21 protein-coding genes are annotated in these 21,124 nt (G+C 62.6%); 19 read left to right on the forward strand and 2 right to left on the reverse strand.

The window, feature by feature from the left end; all coding sequences use genetic code 11:
- The first annotated feature begins 36 nt into the window (after positions 1–36).
- From mgrA to AC1RMY_RS14835, 5 genes are all read left to right on the forward strand, one after another.
- Positions 37–1,059 carry an L-glyceraldehyde 3-phosphate reductase gene (mgrA, locus tag AC1RMY_RS14815; RefSeq protein ID WP_492865676.1) on the forward strand — a complete coding sequence of 341 codons (1,023 nt, stop codon included), beginning with the start codon at positions 37–39 and terminating at the stop codon, positions 1,057–1,059.
- A 136-nt stretch (positions 1,060–1,195) separates the two neighbouring features.
- Positions 1,196–1,381, forward strand: a complete 186-nt coding sequence (locus AC1RMY_RS14820; protein ID WP_492865677.1) for a hypothetical protein — start codon at positions 1,196–1,198, stop codon at positions 1,379–1,381.
- A gap of 45 nt (positions 1,382–1,426) precedes the next feature.
- The gene (gmd, locus tag AC1RMY_RS14825) at positions 1,427–2,503 is read left to right on the forward strand and encodes a GDP-mannose 4,6-dehydratase (RefSeq protein ID WP_492865678.1); all 1,077 of its coding nucleotides are present in this window, start codon (positions 1,427–1,429) and stop codon (positions 2,501–2,503) included.
- A 1-nt stretch (position 2,504) separates the two neighbouring features.
- Positions 2,505–3,440 (forward strand): GDP-L-fucose synthase, encoded by a 936-nt coding sequence (gene fcl, locus AC1RMY_RS14830; RefSeq protein ID WP_492865680.1) that lies wholly within the window; start codon positions 2,505–2,507, stop codon positions 3,438–3,440.
- 213 nt (positions 3,441–3,653) lie between these two features.
- On the forward strand, positions 3,654–4,526 hold the full coding sequence (locus AC1RMY_RS14835) for a glycosyltransferase family 2 protein (RefSeq protein WP_492865682.1): 873 nt from the start codon (positions 3,654–3,656) through the stop codon (positions 4,524–4,526).
- Here the strand turns inward: AC1RMY_RS14835 and AC1RMY_RS14840 are convergent.
- Positions 4,523–5,386: a glycosyltransferase gene (locus AC1RMY_RS14840; RefSeq protein ID WP_492865684.1), complete on the reverse strand. Its 864-nt coding sequence runs from the start codon at positions 5,384–5,386 to the stop codon at positions 4,523–4,525. The two genes, AC1RMY_RS14835 and AC1RMY_RS14840, sit on opposite strands and share 4 nt — an antisense overlap.
- Before the next feature lie 300 nt (positions 5,387–5,686).
- On the opposite strand from AC1RMY_RS14840, the gene AC1RMY_RS14845 reads away from it, so the two are divergent.
- The 8 genes from AC1RMY_RS14845 (at position 5,687) to AC1RMY_RS14880 (ending at position 14,568) form a co-directional block, all read left to right on the forward strand.
- Positions 5,687–6,724 (forward strand): SDR family oxidoreductase, encoded by a 1,038-nt coding sequence (locus AC1RMY_RS14845; RefSeq protein WP_492865685.1) that lies wholly within the window; start codon positions 5,687–5,689, stop codon positions 6,722–6,724.
- 191 nt (positions 6,725–6,915) lie between these two features.
- Entirely contained in the window at positions 6,916–7,506 is a 591-nt protein-coding gene (locus AC1RMY_RS14850) for an SIS domain-containing protein (RefSeq protein ID WP_492865687.1), read from the forward strand.
- 66 nt (positions 7,507–7,572) lie between these two features.
- Positions 7,573–8,589: an NAD-dependent epimerase/dehydratase family protein gene (locus AC1RMY_RS14855; RefSeq protein WP_492865689.1), complete on the forward strand. Its 1,017-nt coding sequence runs from the start codon at positions 7,573–7,575 to the stop codon at positions 8,587–8,589.
- 37 nt (positions 8,590–8,626) lie between these two features.
- Positions 8,627–9,709, forward strand: a complete 1,083-nt coding sequence (locus tag AC1RMY_RS14860) for a Gfo/Idh/MocA family protein (RefSeq protein WP_492865691.1) — start codon at positions 8,627–8,629, stop codon at positions 9,707–9,709.
- Between the two features lie 14 nt (positions 9,710–9,723).
- Positions 9,724–10,983, forward strand: coding sequence for a methyltransferase domain-containing protein (locus tag AC1RMY_RS14865; RefSeq protein WP_492865693.1), 1,260 nt, complete (start codon positions 9,724–9,726; stop codon positions 10,981–10,983).
- 7 nt (positions 10,984–10,990) lie between these two features.
- Positions 10,991–12,880 (forward strand): TIGR04372 family glycosyltransferase, encoded by a 1,890-nt coding sequence (locus tag AC1RMY_RS14870; RefSeq protein ID WP_492865695.1) that lies wholly within the window; start codon positions 10,991–10,993, stop codon positions 12,878–12,880.
- A gap of 9 nt (positions 12,881–12,889) precedes the next feature.
- On the forward strand, positions 12,890–13,591 hold the full coding sequence (locus tag AC1RMY_RS14875) for an NUDIX domain-containing protein (protein ID WP_492865697.1): 702 nt from the start codon (positions 12,890–12,892) through the stop codon (positions 13,589–13,591).
- Positions 13,588–14,568, forward strand: coding sequence for a hypothetical protein (locus AC1RMY_RS14880; RefSeq protein ID WP_492865699.1), 981 nt, complete (start codon positions 13,588–13,590; stop codon positions 14,566–14,568). The genes AC1RMY_RS14875 and AC1RMY_RS14880 overlap by 4 nt, the downstream gene beginning before the upstream one ends.
- A 42-nt stretch (positions 14,569–14,610) precedes the next feature.
- Here AC1RMY_RS14880 and AC1RMY_RS14885 read toward each other — a convergent pair whose 3' ends face one another.
- Positions 14,611–15,303 (reverse strand): class I SAM-dependent methyltransferase, encoded by a 693-nt coding sequence (locus AC1RMY_RS14885; protein ID WP_492865701.1) that lies wholly within the window; start codon positions 15,301–15,303, stop codon positions 14,611–14,613.
- A gap of 210 nt (positions 15,304–15,513) precedes the next feature.
- Between AC1RMY_RS14885 and AC1RMY_RS14890 the strand changes: the two genes are divergently transcribed.
- The 6 genes from AC1RMY_RS14890 (at position 15,514) to AC1RMY_RS14915 (ending at position 21,059) form a co-directional block, all read left to right on the forward strand.
- A complete protein-coding gene (locus AC1RMY_RS14890; protein WP_492865702.1) occupies positions 15,514–16,758 on the forward strand; it encodes a class I SAM-dependent methyltransferase in 1,245 nt (414 codons plus the stop codon).
- Positions 16,755–17,381 (forward strand): HAD family hydrolase, encoded by a 627-nt coding sequence (locus AC1RMY_RS14895; protein WP_492865704.1) that lies wholly within the window; start codon positions 16,755–16,757, stop codon positions 17,379–17,381. The genes AC1RMY_RS14890 and AC1RMY_RS14895 overlap by 4 nt, the downstream gene beginning before the upstream one ends.
- Before the next feature lie 34 nt (positions 17,382–17,415).
- Positions 17,416–18,300: a transketolase gene (locus AC1RMY_RS14900; RefSeq protein ID WP_492865983.1), complete on the forward strand. Its 885-nt coding sequence runs from the start codon at positions 17,416–17,418 to the stop codon at positions 18,298–18,300.
- Entirely contained in the window at positions 18,297–19,232 is a 936-nt protein-coding gene (locus AC1RMY_RS14905; protein WP_492865706.1) for a transketolase family protein, read from the forward strand. Before AC1RMY_RS14900 ends, AC1RMY_RS14905 begins: the two co-directional genes overlap by 4 nt.
- A 103-nt stretch (positions 19,233–19,335) precedes the next feature.
- Positions 19,336–20,001, forward strand: a complete 666-nt coding sequence (locus tag AC1RMY_RS14910; RefSeq protein WP_492865708.1) for a class I SAM-dependent methyltransferase — start codon at positions 19,336–19,338, stop codon at positions 19,999–20,001.
- Between the two features lie 5 nt (positions 20,002–20,006).
- Complete coding sequence (locus AC1RMY_RS14915) at positions 20,007–21,059, forward strand: zinc-binding dehydrogenase (RefSeq protein ID WP_492865710.1); 1,053 nt, start codon at positions 20,007–20,009, stop codon at positions 21,057–21,059.
- Positions 21,060–21,124 lie beyond the last annotated feature (65 nt).

Raw genomic sequence — 21,124 nt, forward strand, 5'->3', positions numbered from 1 at the left:
AACAAGGATCGATCCGAGGGAGCGGACGTAAAGCCCATGCCGAGCGCAACCCGATACGACCAGATGATCTACAACCGCTGCGGTCGCAGCGGCCTCAAGCTTCCGGCCCTTTCGCTCGGCCTCTGGCACAATTTCGGCGAGACGACCGCGCCCGATGTCGGTCGCCGCATCTGCCGCACCGCCTTCGACCTCGGCATCACTCATTTCGATCTCGCCAACAATTACGGCCCGCCGCCCGGCTCAGCCGAGACGGCGTTCGGGGAGATTCTGCGCCGGGATTTTGCGGGCCATCGCGACGAGATGGTGATCTCGACCAAGGCCGGCTACCGGATGTGGCCCGGCCCCTATGGCGAATGGGGCAGCCGCAAATACCTGCTCTCGAGCCTCGATCAGAGCCTGAAGCGGATGAAGCTGGACTATGTCGACATCTTCTATTCGCACCGCTTCGACCCCGAGACGCCGCTCGAGGAGACGATGGCCGCGCTCGATTCGGCTGTTCGCCAGGGCAAGGCGCTCTATGTCGGGCTGTCCTCCTACAATTCGAGGCGCACCCGCGAGGCGGCGGCGATCCTGCGCAATCTCGGCACGCCCTGCCTGATCCACCAGCCGAGCTATTCGATGATCAACCGCTGGATCGAGGAGGACGGCCTGCTCGATACGCTCGACCAGGAGGGTATCGGCTCGATCGTCTTCTCGCCTCTGGCCCAGGGCATGCTGACCTCGAAATATCTTGGCGGCGTGCCGGAGGGCAGTCGCGCAGCCAGGAAGGCGCCTTCCTTCCGCGACGGCTTCCTCAGCGACGACAACCTCGGGCGCATCGCCGCGCTCAACGAGATCGCGGCCGGGCGCGGCCAGAGCCTTGCCCAGATGGCGATCGCCTGGGTGCTGCGCGGCGGCCGCGTCACCTCCGCACTGATCGGCGCGAGCAACCCCGAGCAGGTCGAGGACTGCGTCGCTGCGTTGAAGCGCCCGGATTTCAGCGCCGAGGAATTGCAGCTCATCGACAAGCATGCCGGCGAGGGCGGCGTGAACATCTGGGCCGCTTCCGCTGAGCGGTGAATAATCAGCCGAGCGGTGAAGAACAAGCGCGTGTGAGGCTCGGATTTCACCAAGTTGACGGCTTCAGCAGCTTGAACGGCAATGCAATGCGAGAGGGGCATCCGTCTCCCGAGCATTCGGGCCGGGGATGTTGAATATGACTGCAGATCTGCTCGGTGAGGCCATTTCTCGTCTGCGACGACGAGCGGAAGTCGATCTCTTGGTCTGTCCTCGCGGCGGATATGACCCACTGACTGATGATGGGTTTGAACAATTGCCTCCCGCCGCAGGATATGTGATTTGCGCGCTGCTGCATCAGTTGCGCCGGATCAATCAGGCGTAGTGCGCTGAATTTGATCAGGCTGATGCGCCGTAACTGGAGAGCGGCATGGAAAAGTCGGGGGTTGGTAAAGTTGCGCTCGTCACGGGCGTAACCGGACAGGACGGCGCCTATCTCTCCGAGCTGCTGCTCGACAAGGGCTACGTCGTCCACGGTATCAAGCGACGGTCGTCATCCTTCAATACAGGGCGCATCGAACATCTCTATCAGGACCCGCACGAGAAGGATCAGCGCTTCATCCTTCACTATGGCGATATGACGGATTCGACGAATCTGATCCGCATTGTCCAGGAGGTGCAGCCTGACGAGATCTATAACCTCGCGGCGCAGAGCCATGTGCAGGTCTCGTTCGAGACCCCGGAATACACCTCGAACGCCGATGCCACCGGCACGCTGCGCCTGCTCGAGGCCATCCGACTGCTCGGCCTGACGAAGAAGACGCGCTTCTACCAGGCCTCGACTTCGGAACTCTATGGCAAGGTCCAGGAGATCCCGCAGAGCGAGAAGACGCCGTTCTATCCGCGCAGTCCTTATGCGGCCGCCAAGCTCTATGCCTATTGGATCGTGGTGAACTACCGCGAGGCCTACGGCATGCACGCCTCCAACGGAATCCTCTTCAACCACGAGAGCCCGTTGCGCGGCGAGACCTTCGTTACCCGCAAGATCACGCGGGCCATTGCTGCGATGCATCTGGGCTATCAGGACAGGCTCTATCTCGGCAATCTCGACGCCAAGCGCGACTGGGGCCATGCCCGGGAGTATGTCCGCGGCATGTGGCTGATGCTGCAGCAGGACGAGCCCGACGATTACGTTCTCGCGACAGGCGAGACCACCATGGTCCGCGATTTCGTCAGTCACGGTTTCAAGCAGATCGGCATCGACGTCGCCTGGCAGGGCCAAGGCGTCGATGAGAAGGGCCTCGACGCCCGGACCGGCAAGGTCCTGATCGAGATCGACCCGCGCTATTTCCGCCCGACCGAGGTGGAAATCCTGGTTGGCGACCCGACCAAGGCGCACACCAAACTCGGCTGGAAGCACGATACCCGATGGCAGCAGCTCTGCGAGGAGATGGTGGCGTCCGATCTGAAGGTGGTGGAGTGGGAACGTCGCCGTGTTGGCCAGTGAGGTGAACTTCGATCTGACGGGCAAGCGCGTCTGGGTCGCAGGGCATCGCGGCATGGTGGGGGCGGCGCTGGTGCGTCGCCTGCAGAGCGAAGCGTGCGAGATCGTTGCGGCCGGCCGCAGCGATGTCGATCTGTTGCGTCAGGATCAGACCGAGAGTTGGCTAAGCAAGAACAAGCCGGACGTGGTCATCGTGGCGGCCGCCAAGGTCGGGGGCATCCTCGCCAACGACACCTTCCCGGCCGATTTCCTCTATCAGAACCTGATGATCGAGGCGAATATCGTCGAAGCCTCGCGGCAGGCCGGCGTCGGCAAACTGCTTTTCCTCGGTTCGAGCTGCATCTATCCGAAGCTCGCGCCGCAGCCGATCCAGGAGGATTCGCTGCTGACGGGGCCGCTCGAGCCGACCAATGAATGGTATGCGATCGCCAAGATCGCCGGCATCAAGCTCGCCCAATCCTATCGCAAGCAATATGGCTGCGACTACATCTCGGCCATGCCGACCAATCTCTATGGCCCGGACGACAATTTCGACCTTCAGTCCAGCCATGTCATGCCGGCGCTGTTGCGCAAGGCGCATGAGGCCAAGCAGCGTGGCGACAGGCAGATCACGATCTGGGGCACGGGCACGCCGCGGCGCGAGTTCCTGCATGTCGACGACTGCGCCGATGGGCTCGTCCATCTTCTGAAGCATTATTCCGGCTTCGAGCACGTCAACATCGGTTCGGGAGAGGATGTGACGATCCTCGAACTGGCCGAGGCGGTGTGCGAGGTCGTCGGTTTCACGGGCGAGATCGTCAGGGACACGAGCAAGCCCGACGGCACGCCGCGCAAATTGATGAGCGCCGATCGCCTGAGGGGCATGGGTTGGGCGCCGAAGATCGGGCTGAGGGACGGTATTGCCCAGACCTATCAGTGGTTCCTTGCCAATCGCGCTTGAGGGCGCCGGTCTGGGGTCGATCCGGCCATCGGGTAGCGGACGTCCAATCAGGCTGCGACGACCAACCCCTGGGTGACAGGCGTTAGCTCTGTCGTCTCCGCAGGACGTTCGTCCCCTTGCGTCGATGAGCGGCCGCTCAAACAAGGATGTTACAGGCTAGCTAGCGGCGATCCGCTTGAATTTCTTGCGTGTTTTCGGCAAAGCCCTCGAGTGATGGATAAGCAGGTTTCGATCGTCATTCCCGTCTATCAGCGTCAGTATTCTGGCGAGGCGGCTGTTGCTTCAGCGCTGGCGCAGAGTGGCGTTTCCTTCGAAATCATTATCGTCGACGACGGCTCGCCTGACCCTTTTGTCTTGCCGCCGCACATGGCGGGTGACGAGCGGATTCGGCTCATCCGGCAGGAGCCGAATGGGGGGGCGGCTGCCGCCCGCAATCGTGGCGTGCGCGCGGCCACGGCACCCTGGATCGCCCTGCTGGATTCCGACGATCTCTGGCTGCCGGGCAAGCTCGCAGCGCAACTCGCTCTCGCTGAACGTGAAGCAGCTCGAAATCCCCTGTCGTGCGTGATGACCGGCTTCACGCAGGTCGAGATGGCAACGGGCGCAAGCTGCGAGCGCATGCCGATCGAGAGTGACGATCTCGCCGATTTCGCATCCGCTTGCTGGTTCGGCCCGGGCTCGACGGCCTTGATTCCGAGTCTCGCCTTCGAGCGGGTCGGTTTTTTCGATGAAGCGCTGGAGCGATTGGAGGACCTCGACTGGTTCCTCCGGCTTGCGCGCGCCGGGGGGTGCGTTCGCGTCCTGCCGCTCATCGGCGCCCGCGTTCAGGTCGGCGGTCGCCCATCGCCGGAGCGGCTGGATCGAACCATTGCGCGGCTCGAAGCCAAATGGCTCGCGCCGGGGGCTCCGGAACGGCTGGAACCGCGGTTGCGCCGAAATCTCGCAGCCTACCTCTCGGTCGAGAGAGCATCGACCCGATATTTCTCTGGCCGCTATGCTGGCTTTGCACTCGCTCTCGCAAAATCATTCCTGCTCAAGCCCCGCCTTGGCCTGCATCTGCGGGACTGGTGGAGGAAACCAGACTAGAAGCCCGACAGCCGCCCGCGCCAGCGACGCGCCAGAGCCAGGGCGCGTACGAGATCGGTCGGCGCGATCTCCAGCAGCCCAATGGTCTTCGCTCCGGTCAATCTGAGCTTCGTCTGGGCCAATGCCTTGGTCGCACAGGCGAGCCGGCGCAACGCGGCATCCGTCGATGCGTCGGCGATCAGCCTGTCGGCGAGCCGGCGCTCCGCCTCATAGACGCGCTGCGCGCCTTCGCGGTCCCCCGAAATCGTGTGGGAGCCGGCATGGACCCGGTAAAGATAGAGCGGTGCGTTGAAGGCGCAGCCGCGCGCGCCGCTTTGCGCTAACCGCGCCATCCACTCGCGATCGGAAGCAAGCCCGAGGTCCGTCCGGATCGGCCCCAGCGCCCGCAACGCCGCTCCGCGAAAAACCCGGGCGTTGATCGCAGGAACGCCGAACATGGCCCCTTCAGGCGACAGGGGCGCGCGATGCGAGCGTGTGATCGCGTCCTCAAAGCTGCTGCCAAACAGTGCCTGACCGCTGATGAAAGCGCTGTCGGGGCTGCGCTCGATCATGCTCAGCGCTTCGCGAAGCGCCGTTGCCGGCAGCATGTCGTCACTGTTGAGGATGATGACGTAGTCCCCGGTCGCCTCGGCCAGAGCCCGGTTCATGCCATCATAGATTCCGGAATCGGCGCGCGAGACGATTCGCAGACCAGGTTGCGCCGCGGCGATGGCCAGCGTCTCGTCGGTCGATCCGCCATCGGCCAGCACGATTTCGGTCTCGATGGCGGCATCCGCGAGCGAGGTCGCGATGCTGGCCAGCGCATCCGGCAGATAGCGTGCGGAATTGCGGGTGGCCATCGCGATGCTGAGGCGTTTCATCGTGATTCTCTATCTATGCCGAGGGAGTTGCCCGCGGGAGCTGAAGCGAATGCGGCGGGGCTGTGCGACGCCCGGAGGCGCTGCCGGCTTGCCCCGCGCACTACCGCCTTGTCGATCGCCTCATGGCGGTCAAGGCAGCTCAAGCAGCGCGGGCCACCGTCGCAGCGCGCTCGGATTCATGTCGCTATCAATCAAAGCCTCGATCCTTTGGCAAGGTGATTGCGCGCGACCAAGACGGTTGACCCCGCGCATCCTTTCGCCCAAGAGGACGCCGATCAGCGAAATCGCCGCGAGGACGACATGACGACCATCCCGCCTGCCGCCGAGGCCGCCCGCATGCCGCTCGACATCGTCACGGGGGGCGCCGGCTTCATTGGCAGCCACCTCGTCGATCGCCTGATGCGCGATGGCGGGCGTCGCGTCCGGGTGATCGACAATTTCGCGATCGGCAATCCGCGCAACCTGGCCCACCATGCGGATGATCGACGTCTAAGCGTCCATCAGGCCGATATCGGCGATGCCGCTGCGATCGAAGGCCTGTTCGACGGCGCCGACCGGATTTTCCATCTTGCCGCCTTGGCCGACATCGTGCCGTCCATCAACGCGCCGGAGGCCTATTTCAGGGCGAATGTGGATGGCACCTTCAACGTGCTGCAGCAGGCCGTGAAGAACAAGGCGCGCCGTTTCATCTATGCGGCTTCGTCGAGCTGCTATGGCATTCCCGACGTTTCGCCGACGCCCGAGACGGCAGAGCTTCGGCCGCAATATCCCTACGCACTGACGAAGTTGCTGGGTGAGCAACTCGTTCTGCATTGGGCGCAGGTCTACAAACTGCCGGCCCTGTCGATGCGCTTCTTCAACGTCTTTGGCCCACGCGCCAGGACATCGGGAACGTATGGAGCCGTGTTCGGTGTCTTCCTAGCACAGATGAAGGCCGGCAAGCCGGTCACGATCGTCGGAGATGGCGAGCAGACGCGCGATTTCACCTTCGTCACAGATGTCGTCGATGCCGTGGTCCGCGCTGCCGAATCCGAGCATCAGGGCAAGATCTTCAACGTCGGCAGTGGCGATACCTATTCGATCAACACCTTGGTTCGCCTGCTCGGCGCCAAGGAGATCGCCTACATCCCCAAGCGGCCTGGCGAGCCGGACTGCACCTTTGCCGACATTTCGCGTATCCGTGATGAGCTCGGTTGGAAGTCTTCGGTGCCGTTCGATCAGGGCGTCCGTATCATGCTGGACAATATCGATCACTGGGCGGACGCGCCGGTCTGGACGACCGACACCATCGCCGAAGCGACGAAGGATTGGTTCAAGTTTCTCGGGCCACAGGCTTGATCCTCGTTGGCCATGGCTGCCGTCGATCATATGGCTGGATTGATGACTAACCTGCGCAGGGTTGCCGCCATCTGCTATTAACGTTAGAGCAATGCCAAAATTGGGGACGGGGCGTCGCGTGCGTTGCGAAGCTGCTGGCCGGATGGCTATCCATACCCGCGCGTACCGCGCAAAACGGGAATCGAGTAATCATGGCATCGGATAGTTTCGGGCACTATGTCGCCAAGCTCGTGTCGGTTGTCGAAAGCGGTCACGCCAGTGATGCGTCGGGCGCGGCTCTTGTGATGGGTGATGCCGTCGAGGAGATGGGCCGTCGCATGTATGCCGCTCATCAGTCCAGCCGCCGGGTGTTCTTTGTTGGCAATGGCGGCTCGGCCGGCATCTGCAGCCATATGGCGACCGACTACTCCAAGAATGGCGGCATTCGCTCGACGGCGTTGAATGATGGCGCCGTACTGACCTGCTTGGGCAATGACTACGGTTACGAGTACGTCTTCTCGAAGCAACTCGAATGGCACGCGGTTGCGGGCGACGTCGTTGTCACGATTAGTTCCTCTGGGCGTTCGCAGAACATCCTCAATGCTGCCGATGTCGCCCGTCAGAAAGGCTGTTCGTTGTTCACGTTCTCGGGTTTCAAGCCGGACAATCCGCTGCGGTCGCGTGGCGATATCAACATCTATCTGGCCAATCTCGAATATGGCTTCGTCGAGGTCGGTCACCTTGCGGTGCTCCACGCCGTGCTCGACATTCATCTTGGCTGGAAGCAGGCGCACGCCGCCTGAAGGCGGCGTGCCCGTTTGGCCGGCCGCTTGTCCGCTCCGCTCCCATCTAATTCGAAGAGAAAACCTATGTCTGAAACGCGCAGTGTCATGGTCACGGGTGGTGCAGGTTACGTCGGCAGCGTGCTTGTGCCCCGTCTGCTCGCGCTCGGCCACAAGGTCACCGTCCTCGACCTGTTCCTCTATGGTCATGATGTGTTCGACAGCGTTCGCGGACATCCCAACCTGGTTCAGGTCGTCGGCGACATCCGCTCGGCAGATGCTGTCGCCAAGGCGATGACGGGCTGCGACAGCGTTATCCACCTGGCCTGCATCTCGAACGATCCGTCCTATGAACTCGACCCGGACCTCGGCCGCTCGATCAACTACGACTGCTTCCGCCCCTTGGTGAAGGCGGCCAAGAAGGCGGGCGTCAACCGCTTCATCTATGCGTCGTCCTCCAGCGTCTACGGCATCAAGGAGGAGGATGAGGTCACCGAGGATCTCTCGATGGAGCCGTTGACCGACTACTCCAAGTTCAAGGCCCTCTGCGAGGACATCCTCGAGGAAGAGCGCGAGCCGGGTTTCACCACGCTCACCATTCGGCCTGCCACGGTCTGCGGCTACGGCCCGCGCCAGCGCCTCGACGTCATCGTCAACATCCTGACCAACCACGCCGTCAACAACCGCAAGATCAAGGTCTTGGGTGGCGAGCAGACACGGCCCAACATCCATATCGATGACATGTGCTCGGTCTATGAGTTGGCGTTGTCGGCGCCGTCGGAGAAGATCGACGGCAAGATCTACAATGCCGGCGGCGACAACGAGACGGTCAACAGCCTGGCCCAGATGGTCAAGCGCGTCGTCGAGCAGGACAACGTTTATGGCGGCGAGATCGAACTCGTCGTCGAGCCGACGAACGACAACCGCTCCTACCGCGTCTCGTCCAAGAAGATCGGCGCCGAACTCGGCTGGTATCCGCAGAAGACCATCGAGGACGCTGTCCGCGACCTTCTGGCGGCCTTCAAGGATGGACGGCTCAAGGATACGATGACCGACGAGCGCTACTTCAATATCAAGACGATGCAGTCTGTGAAGCTGACGTGACGCAGCCGCTGGTGCTCTTTCGAACGGGCCCGGACTCATGCCGCACGCTCCCGTAAAGATCGGTTTCCTGGGCGGCGGCATGATCTCGCAGATCGCGCATCTGCCGTTCTACCAGGCGGATTCGCGCTGCGAGATCACGGCGATTGCGGAAGAGCGCGCGTCTCTGCACCCTGCGCTGGCGGCGTTCGCCGGGGCGGGCGAGGTGATGACCGACCACCGCGCTATGCTTGCCCGAGCCGATATCGATGCGGTGGTGATCTCGGCGCCGCGTCCGGCGACAGGGCCGTTGACACTGGCGGCACTCGAGGCCGGCAAGCATGTGCTCGCCGAAAAGCCGATGGCCCATACCGCCGAGCAGGCGCGCCGCCTTGTCGAGGCGGCCAGCCAGCGCGGCCTGATTTATGCCGTGGGCTTCATGAAGCTCTACGATCCCGGCGTGGAGCGGGCGCGCGCCTTGCTGCGCGAGACCATGGCGTCAGGCAGGCTCGGGCGCCTTCTTTTCGCGCGCTTCTATGACTTCTCGAAATCCTATGCCCATCCGGTGCCGGCCCATGCGCGGCCGCTGGAAAGCCGCTCCACCCGCTTCGACACCTGGCCCGTCACGCCCGACTGGCTTCCCACTGCCTGGAGCGGGCTCTATCCCTGGTTCGTCAATGCGGCGATCCACGACGTCAATCTGATCCATCAATTCCTCGGCGACGATATCGCTGTCCGTTCCGCAATCGCCTCGGGCGGGGACATGATCAGCGCCACGCTGATGGCCGGCGACGTGCCGGTGGTCCTGGAAATCACCAAGACCGAAGCCGGTCGCTGGCTCGAAGGGGCCGAATTCCTGTTCGAAAAGGGCAGGATCGCAGTGGAAATTCCCTCGCCGATGGATACAAGCGCGGTCAGTCGCGTAACGCTCGACGATTCCGCCGCCGCAGAGCGCACCATGGCGGTCGAGACCGGAACTGGCTGGTCTTTTGCACTGCAGGCGCGCGGCTTCGTCGATGCGCTGACGGGTAGCGAGCCGCCGCGGGCACTGGGCTCGATGGGATTACGGGATATGGAACTGACCGAGGCGATCTTCCGCTCGCTTGGCGCAGAAGTGCCGGCCCGGTCAACGGCTGAAGCTTGAAGGTTGGTTGCCCTATGACTGAACTGGTCCATGTCCGCTCGGATTGCCGCCTGTGCGGATCGAACAAGATCGTTCGCAGCGTGCCTCTGGCGCAGGTTCCGATCGTCTCACCCAATGTCGGACGCGAAAAGGATGCGTCGGGCGAGAGCCTCACGCGGGTCGTCGCGCCGCTAGACAACTATCTTTGCACGGATTGCGGCCTGAACCAGCTCATCCACGAGGTCGACCCGTCGCTGATCTATCGCGATTACCTCTACCGGACCTCGGTGTCGCTGGGCCTGCCGCAGCATTTCCGTGGTCTGGCGGAAGCGGTGATCGCACGTGTCGGTCTGCAGCCCGGCGATCTCGTCGTCGAGTTCGGCTCCAATGACGGCACGTTGCTGAACTTCTTCCGCGAGAAGGGCTTTTCGGTCCAGGGCGTCGATCCGGCGCGGCAGATCGCGGCCGAGGCGACGGCGCGCGGCGTTCCCACCATCGCCGATTTCTTCACTGCCGAACTGGCGGGCAAGATCGCCGCCGATCGTGGCAAGGCCCGCGCCATCATCGCCAACAATGCGATGGCCAACATTCCCGATCTGGCGGAGATTCTCGCGGGCGTTAAGGCGTTACTGGCGCCTGACGGCGTCTTCGTCTTCGAAACGCAATATGGCCTCGACGTCTTTGAGAAGACCCTGCTCGACGTGATCTATCACGAGCATATCTCATTGTTCTCGGTGCGACCCGTGGCCCGCGCGGCCGCCCAGCACGGTCTGCAGGTGATCCACGCCGACCGGATCGCGACGAAGGGCGGTTCCATCCGCTTTTGGCTCCAACTGGCCGGCGGCCCGCGCGCCGTCGATGCATCGGTCGACGAACTCGTCGCGCAGGAGGAAAAGGCTGGCCTCTACGACCTGAAGACCCATGCGCGCTTTGCCGAGAAGGTCGCCGCGATCAAGGCGAATCTTCATCGGCTGATCGACGAGACGCGGGCACAAGGCGGCGTCATCGGTGCTTATGGAACATCCGTGGGCTGTGCGGCCTTGATCCATCAGTTTGAGCTTGAAGCCCGGCTCGACGTGCTCTTCGACGACACGCCGTTCAAGACGCGGCTCGAGGGGCCGGGCTATGATCTGCCGGTCATGCAGGCGGAAGGCGTCTATGATCGGAAGCCCGCCCTGATCATTATTCTCGCCTGGCGCTATGCAGAGCCGATCATTGGCCGGCACCAGGCTTTCCTGGAGAATGGCGGCCGGTTCCTGGTCCCCTTGCCGGAACTGTCGGTCCGGCATTTGTGAGGCCCCCATGCCGCGTCGCAATGCGCTGAAGCGCTTACTCGCACGGCCGTTCTTTAAGCTCGCGCACCTCTGCTATGGTTCGACGTCGGGACGAAGCCTGGCGCGCGCTGCGTTGCGGACGCCGCCGGGGCGCTCCGTTTCCCTACGGGTCATCGATAAACTGGAACCTCTGCTGCGTCGACGTTCCGTCGAGGTGATCCAGGGGCTTGCCAGTCGGACCGAGGACCGCCGGTCCTTCATCGAAGCGGCCCGGAAGTTCTACAACGCGCAGCCCACCAGTCGAAACCGTTTCGACATCTACGCGACCGCTTTGGTCGCGTCGGAGTTCAAGGAGGAGGCGCTCCGCGTTGTCCTGTCGGAGACGGCTGAAACAGCGATTGATCAATCCGAGGACGATCTCAACCTGATTGCCTTGCGTGTTTCGCTGCAATCGGAACTGGCGCGCTATCGTGACGTCCTGGACTCAGCGAAGTTGGGCATTTTCCAGGCCCCGGCAACGCTGCGTACACGTTACGACTTCCTCAAAGCCGCTTATGCGGCAGGCAAGCTGCGTCGTGAGCGCGACGCGATCGAATTCTTCGGCCGGCAATTCGGCGTGATTGGGGATCATGGCGGTGCAGCCACTGATCAGGAGATTGCACGGGTACATAGTGTCTACCAGACCCACGCGGCCTTGACGCTCAAGCGCGATGTCGAACTGATGCGGCTACTGGGCGAGGTCGATTTTTCCAATTGCGCTGTCTTCTTCCTGTCCTCGACCGAGGCGCTGGGGCATGCGATCCTCGATCCGTTCTATTTCATCGCCCAGAACAAAGATAAATTCGATCGCCTGATCTTCATCGGTCCGCCGCGTTCGAACTACAGGCCTGCCTCGCGTGCCTGCCTCCAGATCGTGGAGCAATATGGCGATTATTATGAAACAAATTCAGACATTCTGTTGAATTTATCCTGGATGAGCTTGGGCCATCATCAGGCTGGGCGTTTTACTTTCATCATCGACCACTACTGGATGCTGTTGCGCCACGCCGTCCATCGTACGCGCGACCCCGGCGATTCCTACGCACATAACGACTGGCATCTGGAACTTCCGCCCTATTACGCGGAGGTCGCGGAGAATTTTGCCAAGCGCCACGGTATCGATCTCGATCGACCTTTCGTGGTCATGCATGTGCGCGACAAGGGCTATCACGGCATAGCGTTGCAGTCGTACCGCGATTCCGCCGTCGACAACTACCGTGAGGCGGTCGAATATCTTCTCGACAACGGCTTCCAGGTCATCCGAATCGGCGACAAGCTGATGCCGAAGCTCGACGTGCAGCGCGAAGGCTATTTCGAAACGCCGTTCTTGAGCGGCTATGCGTATGAGATCGACCCGTATCTGATCGCCAAGTCGCGCTTCATGATCGGGTGCCAGTCTGGTCCTTGTGCGTTTGCCCGGGCGCTCGGCGTGCCAATCCTCACGGTCAATGCGGTGCTGCACTATACGCTGCTGCCTTCGCCGATGGAGATGGCCTGTTTCAAGCGCTATTTCGCTGTCGTCGAAGGGGTGTCGCAGGAGTTGACGCTCGAGCAGGCGCTCGATCGCGGTTGCTACCACTTCGACAACTCGTTCCAATATGAAGAGGCCGGCATTCGCGTCGAAAATGCCTTGCCCGACGAGATCACTGCCTCCGTTGCGGACATGGTCGCTTGGCTCGAAACGCCGGACCTGCCCGAAACCGATCAACAGGTTGGATTTCGAAACCGGGTCGAGGCTGTCGCGCAGGATTTGAAGGCACGGGGACACGAGCTGTCCTTGCCGATCGCCGACTATCTCGGCATCTGTCTGCCAGGCTATCGCGTGTCGCCGAGCGTACTCCGGATGCGGACGCGGACCGGCGCTGACGCCATTCGATGAACCTGCGCGATGGACGTGAGCACCATGGCTGACGAAGCTGGCGATATGAAAGGCTATCTTGCTCTCGTCGCGCAGCGGCCGGACCTGTTTCGTAATGCGCCGGCCGGCGGCGTCGATATATTGACCAGCCCGGAGGCTATCGCTGCCGCGCGCGCGGAAGCGATAGCCTATCGCAAGGCGCGCGGTATGAAGGACTGGGACACCCGGACCGGAATCCTTGCCGAAGACCCCTACATGCTCATTCTCCGGGACGCAGTTCGTTTTCCGAACGGCACATCCGGACTGTACAACCGCATCGTTGAAACCAATCCCGTTGCGATCTTACCTGTTCTCGACGGCCAGCCAGTTCTAATCCGCGTGTATCGCCACGGTTTGCGCGACTGGTCCTGGGAGTTTCCCCGCGGTGGATGCGACGCTGGCGAAAGCCCGGAGGAGGGCGCGAGACGCGAGGTCGCGGAGGAAGTCGGTGGTGCGGCGCTCGCCATGAATTCGCTTGGTACCTTCACGCCGGGTGGGTCGTCCTTGTCGATCAGGGCGCATCTGTTCTTCGCGGAGGTCGAACGGCTCGGCGAGCCCGATCCGCTCGAAGGGATCACAGATGTCGTGGCGATGCCGGTCTCGCGTCTCGAGCAGATGCTGCGGGACGACGTGATCATCGACGGATTTAGTCTGGCGCTGTTCGCACGGGCGCGGTTGAGGGGGTTGATTTGAGTGGGCTCGCGGATGACGGCCGGATCGCGCTCGCCCGGCAGGCGGAGGCGCTGGCCGGCGTGCCGGTCCTCGCGATGGTTCCGGCCGGACAGGGCGCGAACAGCCACATCGTCAGGCTTGAAACGCAACGCGGACCCTTCGCGCTCAAGGTTTATCCGCAACGGCCCGGCGACCAGCGCGACCGGCTCGACGTCGAATGGCGAGCTCTCCGGTTTCTCGGCGAGAGCGGCTTGGAGCAGGCGCCGCGGGCGATAGCGCGCGACGACACCAACCGCTTGATGCTGATGGAATGGATCGAGGGCGAGATCATAACCCGCCATCGGGAGGGAGATCTCGACGACGCGTTGCGCTTCGTCGAGGGCATTTTCCGCGCCTCGCAGGACTCAGGCGCCAGCGGCTTCCCGCTCGCCTCGGAAGCCTGCCTGTCCGCAACGGAGATCTGCCGGCAAATCGATCGGCGCTTCGACGGTTTCATCGACTATGGCCCGCTCGATCAGGCGATCCACGACGTCATCAAACCGGCCTACGCCGCCGCGCGCAGGGACATCGCGGCGGAACTTGCCACACCGTCGGATCTCATTCAGTCGGAGCGTCGGCTGATCCCGGCGGATTTCGGCTTCCATAATGCCATCCGTCAGGGGGACGGCACGATCCGATACATCGATTTCGATTATTTCGGCTGGGATGATCCGGTCAAATTCATCGCCGATTTCGTGGTCCATCCCGCGATGTCGCTGGACGCCGACGAAAGGGCCGAGGTTGTCGCACGGCTGACCGGCGCCTTGCCGGATTCTGCGGGCGCGGCGGCAAGACTGAAGCGGCATCTCCCGCTCTATGCCATCCGCTGGGCACTTATCCTGCTGAACGCCTTCAGGAAGGACCGGGTGAGCACGCTGCCGGTAGAGGAGGATGCGCGAGCCGCCGTGTTCGTCCGCCAGTGGCAGAAGGCGCGCGACATGATCGAGCGCCATCGCTGAGAGCAGGTTTTCTGCCGCGCTCAGGTCTCGTCAGGCCGCTGATCAGGCTTTCGTCTTCGGGTGAGCACACAGCGCTACGACGTAATGCGCCATCTTATGGTAGCCGGTGTGCACGACCTCGTCGTTGAGCGAGAACATGAACACCGTGTGGAAGAACTCCTCCATCAGGGCCTTCAAGTCCGGCGCTGACTTGCAGTTGATATGACCGGCCTTGCTACCGGGCGAGGCGTAGGCCTGGCTTTCCAGCGACGGCATGCCGACGATCATCACGGCATCGGATGTCAGGCACTTCAGGATGTTGCCGATGAAGACGCGCTCGTCCTTGGCATCGATATGTTCGAGCACGTCCATGGCGTAGGCGGCGTCGAACGGGCCGCCTTCGAAGACGCCTTCGAGGAAGTTGTGGACCTTGGCGACGTAGGGATATTCCGGCTGAACGCGCGCCTGCGCGTCGGCGATGAACTCGGCGTCGAAATCCGTCACCGTCAGCGCCTTGACCTCCTGCATCACGATCGGCGCGTTGAACGCGTCGCCGCAGCCGATCTCGATGACGTTCTTGCGTCCGGAAAGCATCTTCGAGACGAATTTGTAGCGTGATTGTGAGAACAGGAAGCGGCGTGGATCCTCGATCCACTCGCGGCTCTTGAGGAGGCCGAGCGTTACCGCGCCCCGCTTCTCGGCGAAATCGATGTTGGGCTGGTTGACGGGGTCCTTGGTGCGGCGTGTCGTCGTCATGTTTCCAGGTCCGAAACTGTGCGGGCGCGCTGCCTGCTGAAAAGTCGCTGCTGCATGACGCCTTGTTCCGCGCGGGTCAAGCCTGCCATCCGCCTTCCAAAGCGAAGTGGCGTTGCTGATTCGGGGGGCACCGGCCAAGACAAGATGGACATCGGCTGTGGTGGATTGCATAAGGCGCGCCATCGGGAACGCGGACGACTGGGAAACGGGATGACGAAGGCAACGACGTCGGAGGGCGGGCACCTCGACTACTACAAGGAGCACGGCATTTCGCCCGTCCGCTATGCGATGGACGATCTGAGCCAGCATCTCCAGTTGCGGGATTCGCTCTATCGCTCGATCGGCTTGCCCCAGGTCGCCTTTCGCGGCTCCGACATTCTGGAAATAGCGCCGGGTTCGGGGCAGAACAGCCTGTACCTCGCCGTGTCCCAGCCACGCTCGCTGACGCTGGTGGAGCCGAATCCCGCAGGCCTTCGCGACATCCAGAAGCTTTACGATACGCTGTCTGAGCCTCACACAGTGCCGACCCTGCATCCTGCTCGGCTGCAGGAGTTCAATCCCGGCAAGCTTTACGACATCGTGCTCTGCGAGAACTGGCTTGGCGCGCTGCCTGAGGAACTCGACCTGTTGCGCAAGCTGGCGGGACTGGTCGCACCGGGCGGCGCGCTCGTCTTGACCATCGTGCCTTTGGCGGGCTTCTTCCCCAATGTCATGCGCAAGCTGCTGGCATTGCGCGTCGTGCCGTCGAACCTCGATTTCGAGCAACGCACCACCGCCCTGATCGAGGTCTTCGGTCCGCATCTCGCGACCATCCCGAACATGACGCGCAGCCACCGCGATTGGGTCCATGACTGCATGGTCAATCCGCACTATCTCAATGTCGGCCTGCCTTTCGAGACGGTGGTCGAAACCATCGGCGACGATATGGCGGTGCTCGGGACCTACCCCAGGATCACGATCGACTGGCGCTGGTTCAAGGCGTTGAAGGGCACCGAACGCCGCTTCAATGAGTTGCTGATCGAGGCCGTCGCTGCCAATATCCCCAGTCTGCTCGATTATCGTCGCACCTTCCCGGCCAGCGAGCCTGGCGCCAACGCTGCGCTCGACCGCCATTTCGGCTCGGTGCACAGGCTGGCGCTGGCCTGGCAGGCCGCGTTCGAGGCGGACAAGGCGACCGAGGTTCATGGTCTGACGGAAAAGATCGGCAGTGAACTCCACGAGATCTCCGAGCTGCTCTCGGAGATCGATGGAGATTTGGCCGCCGCCGTGCGCGAACTGGAAGAGCTCTGGCTTTCGAATCAACCGACTGCGCAGGCTGTGCGGGACATGCCGCTCTTCGGCTCGCTTTTCGGGCGCGAGACCTTCTACGCCGCCTTTACCCGCGGTCAGCCTCAGGTCGAGGGCAAGAGTTCCGTCGAGAGCAAGCACTCCGAAGGCAAGGTTGCCGGCGCGTGAGTCCCGTTCACATCGGCCTCGATCTCGACAACACGATTATCGACTATTCCGGGGTATTCGCGCCGGTCGCCGCTGAGCTCGGCCTGCTGCCGCCGGGCCATGGTCTGCGGAGCAAGGACGAGGTCAAGTCGCGGCTGCGCACGATTGCCGGAAACGACACGCTGTGGATGCGTCTGCAGGGCCAGGTCTACGGAAAGTTTATCGGCCTGGCGCGGCCCTATGACGGTGCCGTCGCCGCGATTCGCGGTTTCCGCGCCGCTGGCCATCGCGTCTCCATCGTAAGCCACAAGACCAGGTTAGGCCATTTCGACCCTGACCAAGTCGATCTCTGGGAGGCGGCCTCGGGCTGGCTAACGACCAACGGGTTAGTCGGCGAGGCGGGCCCGATCGCGTCCGCCGACGTGCATTATCGCGTCACGCGGGAGGAGAAGGTGGACACCATCCGCAAGCTGGGTTTTGCCCTCTTCGTTGATGATCTCCCAGAGGTTCTCGGCCATCCCGACTTCCCGGCACGGCTGCCTACGATCCTGTTTTCGCCGGATGGCGAACATGGCGAGGGCGGTCGATTTCAGCTCGCGCGCTCATGGCAAGAAGTCATGGACATGACCGTCGGGCTTGTCTAAACGTCCGATCGCGTGGGCTATCCCGTTCTGGGCGATGCCTTGCGGCCTTTTTCGATACACTGACCACAGAGACAATCAGACAATGAATTCGACGCCGCTCGACGCGCGATCGCTCCATTTGAGGAGCCTGGTGGTGCGCGGGCTCGTCGGCGGCAATCGCGGCCATGTCGGTGCGTCGATGTCGCTGATCGAGATCCTGCGCGTTCTCTATGACGACGTTCTCGATTACAGGGCCGACGAGCCCGATTGGATCGATCGCGACCGCTTCATTTTGTCCAAGGGGCATGGCTGCCTCGCGCTTTACGCCATCCTGGCCGACAAGGGCTATTTCGACGCGGCGTTGCTCGATCAGTTCTGTCATGTCGAGGGCAAGCTCGGCGGCCACCCCGAGCGCGGCAAGGCACCCGGTATCGAGGCCTCTACCGGCGCGCTCGGCCATGGTCTCTCGATCGGCGTCGGCATGGCGCTTGCTGCCCGCGCTCAAAAGCGCAAGAGCCGTGTCTTCGTGGCCATGGGCGACGGCGAGATCAACGAGGGTTCGGTCTGGGAGGCGGCGCTCTCTGCCGGCAAGCACAAGCTCTCCAACTTGTGCGCCATCGTCGATTACAACAAGATCCAGTCGGCTGGGTTCACCCGCGACATCCAGAATCTGGAGCCGCTGCTCGACAAGTGGCAGAGCTTCGGCTTCGCCGCCGTCGATGTCGATGGCCACAACGTCGGTGCGCTGCAGCAGGTCCTTCGCGGGCTTCCTGTCGATGGCGAGAAGCCGACGGCGATCATCTGCCATACCGTCAAGGGCAAGGGCATTCCCTTCGCCGAGAACGACCCGAAATGGCATCACCACGCCAAGTTCACGCCTGACCAGCTCGCCGACCTCTACGCGGCCGTAGGCAATCCGCACGAGGGAGCAACGGCATGAGGGCGACCTGCGTCAACATGGTCTATGAGCTCGCCAAGACGGACGAGCGCATCGCCTTCATTGGATCCGACCTCTCGCCTGGCCTGCTCGCCGCGATGAAGAAGGACATGCCTGATCGCCACTTCATGGAAGGGGTGATGGAACAGCACATCGTCGGCATGGCCGCTGGCATGGCGATGGATGGTTTCATCCCCTATGTGAACACGATCGCGACCTTCCTGACGCGCCGCTGCTACGAGCAGGTTGCGCTCGATCTGTGCCTGCACGATCTGCCGGTGCGCCTGATCGCCAATGGCGGCGGCGTCGTCTACGCGCCGCTCGGCCCGACCCATCTGGCGGTCGAGGATATCGCGATCATGCGGGCCCTGCCCAACATGACCGTCGTTGCCGTCGCCGACGCTGAGGAGATGAAGCGCCTGATGCGCGCTTCGGTCGACTGGCCGCATCCGATCTACATCCGGCTCGGGAAGGGTGGCGATCCGATCGTCTCCGACGAGAAGCATGGCTTTGAGATCGGCAAGGGCATCGTCATGCGCCCGGTCGCCGGCAGCGGTCACCCGCTGCTGATTTCCTGCGGCGTGATGAGCGGCCGCGCGCTTGATGCCGCCAAGATCTTGGCCGGCAAGGGCGTCGAGGCCGAAGTCGTGCATATCCACACCGTCAAGCCGCTCGATGAGGCGCTGGTCCTCGACCGCGTCAAAGCTGCCGGCTCGATCTTCACCATCGAGGAACATACCGCCATTGGCGGGCTCGGTTCGGCCGTGAGCGACCTGCTCGACGTCCAGGGCGGCAAGACCCGCCCCGTGGTGAACAAGCTCGCTCTGCCTGATCGCTTCCAGGAGAATTACGGCCTCCAGGAGGATCTCTTGGCGATTGCGGGGCTGAGCCCGCAGGCGATCGCCGACACCGTCATGAAGCACGCCGGGGGCTGAGCCAAGCCTGCCGTCGCGCCGGTGCAAGCCTTGGCGCGGCGCCTGCCCGGCTTGCGCCGCCGAAAGCCCGATCCGTCCACTTTCTGTCACGAGGAACCTGCCCATGGGCCGCCTGCTCGACATCGTCACGCCCCTGCATCGCATGACCAAGCGCGACTACATCGCCCGCATGGTCGACGACAAAGTCACCTGCATGCTCAAGGCCAAGGAGTATGAGGTCGATTACTGGGACGGTGACCGTCGTTTCGGCTATGGCGGCTATCGCTATCTGCCCGGCCGGTGGACTCCGGTGGCGCAAGCCCTGATCGACACCTACGGCCTGACCAACGAGTCGAGCGTGCTTGACGTCGGCTGCGGCAAGGCCTTCCTGCTCTATGAGCTCAAGCAGCTCCTGCCCGGCCTCAAGATTGCTGGCTTCGATACCTCCAAGCACGGTCTGGCCGAGGCCAAGCCGGAGGTCCGCGATCACCTGTTTTCCTACAAGGCGCAGGATCGCTATCCCTACGGCGACAAGTCCTTCGATCTCGTCATCTCGCTGGCGACCTTCCACAACCTGCGGCTGTTTGAGCTTCAGACAGCGCTTCAGGAAGTCGAGCGCGTCGGCAAGCAGGCCTATATTATGCTCGAGAGCTACCGCAACGAGCAGGAGCTGTTCAACCTGCAGTGCTGGGCGCTGACGGCCGAGAGCTTCCTCGACACTGCCGAATGGATCTGGCTTTACAACCACTTCGGCTACACGGGTGATTACGAATTCATCTACATGGAGTGATTGCGGTGCAAGTGAAGAGATCCAAGGGCGCGATCGTCGTCCAGAGCCGCGAGCCGCTGGTCGTCGATGAGTTCGACCTGCCGGAGACGCTCGGCGTCGGTCATGTCCTGGTGAAGATCCACTACACCTCCATCTGTGGGGCGCAGATCAACGAGATCGCCGCGGTGAAGGGGCCGGACAAGTTCCTGCCCCATCTCCTCGGCCACGAGGCCTCTGGCACCGTGATCGATGTCGGCATCGGCGTGACGACGAAGAAGCCCGGCGACACCGTCGTGCTGCACTGGCGCCCGAGCAAAGGGTTCCAGTCGCCGCCTCCGGCTTATAGCTGGAACGGAAAGAAGCTGAACGCGGGCTGGGTTACCACGTTCAACGAATATGCGGTCATCTCCGAGAACCGTCTGACGGTCGTCCCCGCGGATTTCGACAAGAAGGTTTCGCCGCTTCTGGGCTGCGCGGTGACGACGGCGCTCGGCGTCATCAACAACGACGCTCAAGTGAAGATTGGTGAGAGCGTCGTGATCTTCGGATCCGGCGGCGTCGGGCTCAACATGGCCCAATGCGCTGCTCTGGTGGGGGCTCATCCGATCATCGCCGTCGATATTCTCGACAGCAAGCTGGCGATGGCCAAGAAGTTTGGTGCGACCCACGTCATCAATTCGAAGACGACGACCGATGTCGCCGCGGCCATTCGCGAGATCGTCGGTCAGGCCGGCGCCGACAAGGTCATCGAGACCACCGGCGTCAAGGGCGTGATCGAGACGGCCTATGAACTGACGGCGCCGAAGGGCGCCTGTGTTCTCGTGGGCGTCCCGACCGAGAAAGTGACGCTCTATACCCTGCCGCTGCACTTCAACAAGATCCTGACCGGGTCTGAGGGTGGCAGCTGTGTTCCCGACATCGATATCCCACGTATCATCAAGCTCAACCAGGCGGGCAAGATGAGCTTCGAAGGCCTGATCACGCACGAATTCACGCTCGATCAGATCAACGAGGCGCTCGATTGCGTGCGCAGCGGCGAGGCGGGACGTGTGCTGCTGAAGGTCGATCCCTCGGCCTGAGAGGCCCAATCGTAAGGGGCGCCCGACAGCGCGCCTTCTTTGCCCTGTGGTGGCGAGGCGGTGAG

The organism is Allobosea sp. GW822-FHT03F07 (assembly GCF_058801345.1).